We start from the raw sequence: 2,156 nt of genomic DNA, 5'->3' as shown, positions 1-2,156 counted from the left end.
CGCCGCCGTGGCACCGTTACCGCTGGCCACCGCGTCATCGCTGCCGTCGCCGGCACCGTTGGCCTTGAAGTAGCGGCCCGCCAGCAGCGCGCCTTCGGCCGCTGCATTGAGCTGGTCCACGTTCACCGCGTCGGTGCCTTCGGTACCGGCGGCGACGTTGGTGATCTGCCGGTCGATGGCGGCATGGGTCACGCCGGCCGCATCGGTCCATTCCTGCGCGGCACCCACCGACACCGTGTTTGCCCGGTCGGCCAGCGAACCGGCACCCAGCACCACGCTGTTCTGCGCGTCTTTGGTGGTCCACGCATTGGAGCCCAGCACGGTTGCGTTCTGCGCCTGCGCGTAGCTGTTGTAACCGACGACGGTGGCGCCGTCCTCGGTCGCCCATGCCTCGGCACCGAGCGCGGTGGTCTGCTTGCCCTCGGTTTCGCTGTAGGCATCCTGCCCGGCCAGTGCATTGGTGCCGACCGCCACGCCCATTTCACCGGTGGCGGCGTTGTTGCCGACCGCCACGCCGCCCTGCCCGGCGCGCGTCTGCACGCCGAAGGCGGCACCGGCAATGTCGGCGATGGCATTCTGGCCCACCGCGGTGGCCACCTCGGCGGCCTGCGCCTGGGTGCCCACGGCGGTACCGAAGAACGTCGCATATGCGCCCGAACCGACCGACACCGCCTGCCAGGCATCGGCGGTCGCGCCGAAGCCGATGGCCGTGGACTCACGCCCGGTGGCCCATGCCGCGTTGCCGATGGCGGTCGCGGCCAGGCCCGAGGCCTGCGCGTCCGCACCGATGGCCGCGGCGAACAGGCCATTGGCGCTGCTGTCCGCACCAATGGCCAGCTGCCCGCCCTGCGCGGTGCTGGCATTGGTACCGATGGCGATGTTGTCCTGCGCCGATGCATTGGCGTTCAGGCCCACGGCGATCGCGCCCTCGCCGGTCGCCAGCGCGCTGGTACCCAGCGCGGTCGCGTTGTCGGCCAGTGCATTGGCACCGTTGCCGTAGGCCGAAGCGCCATTGCCGATGGCGTTGCTGGCCTCGCCGGCCGCCGTCGCGTTCTGGCCCTCTGCCAGTGCACCGGCATCGCTGTCGTCGCCACCGGTCGCCTTGAAGTACTTGTCGGTGTTGGAGGCGACGGCGGCGACATCGTCGAGCTGCGCCTTGTTCACCGCATCGGTGGCCTCGGTGCCGGCCGCCACGTGGGTGATCTGCCGTTCGGCACCATCGCTGCCGACCGAAACGGTGTCGTCGCGATCGGCCACCGAGTTGGCACCCAGCGCGACGCTGTTCACGCCACTGGCCTCGGCCAGGAAGCCCACGGCGGTGGCGTTCTCGGCATTGGCGTAGCTGCCGCCGCCGATCGCGGTGGCGCCGTCACCGGCGGCCGCGGCCAACGTGCCCAGCGTGGTCGCCTGCACCCCTTCGGCGGTCGCCGCGGTGCCCACGGCGGTCGCGCCCAGATCAGTCGCCTGCGCGCCGTTGCCCAAGGCGGTGGATGCAACGCCACTGGCCTCGGTCGCCTGGGTGATGAAGCCCGGGAAGCCGTACAGCAGGTCGCCGATGTCGGCCACGCCGCCCACCGCGGTGCTGTAGTCGCCGCTGCTCACCGCCGCGAAGCCCACCGCGGTGGCATAGGTGGCCGTGGATTCACTGCCATAGCCCAGCGCCGTGCTACGTGCGCCGCTGGCATCGGCAAAGCTGCCGTTGGCGGTGGAATAGGCCCCGCCAGCGCTGCTGCGGTAGCCGGTGGTGGTGGATTGCGCACCCTCGGCCGTCGCGCCGGCACCATTCGCCGTCGAGAACGCCCCGGTCGCCACCGCGCCGGCGCCAAAGGCCGATGCGCCCACGCCGGACGCCGTGGTGGTCTGGTCCAGCACGACGTTGCCGTCGGCATCCTCGAAGTACAGGCGGCCACCGTTGGCGGTGCTGGAATCCCCTTCGGCCACCGCGTTGTAACCGGTGGACGTGGCGTACTGGCCGGTGGCCACCGCGCCGCTACCGATGGCCGAAGCCCCCAGCGCCAGTGCCGAACTGGAAGAACCCAGCGCGGTGGCGTAGTCCCCCTGCGCCATCGCGTTGCTGCCCGATGCAGTCGCCTCCTCGCCTTCGGCGATGGCGCCGTTCTCGCCGGTGGCAACGAAGTACTTGCTGTTGGCGGTGG

At 71.2% G+C, this 2,156-nt stretch carries 1 protein-coding gene; it reads right to left on the bottom strand.

Annotated features, from left to right (window positions below; genetic code table 11):
* Window positions 1-2,156, bottom strand: a 2,156-nt coding sequence (locus AC06FE_RS19500; protein WP_478073985.1) for a YadA family autotransporter adhesin, incomplete at both ends; no start/stop codon positions are given.

The sequence above is a fragment of the Stenotrophomonas sp. Steno-C18 genome (genome assembly GCF_056393195.1).
Note: the sequence above shows the minus strand (reverse complement) of the source record. Positions and strands in the feature narration are given on the sequence as shown.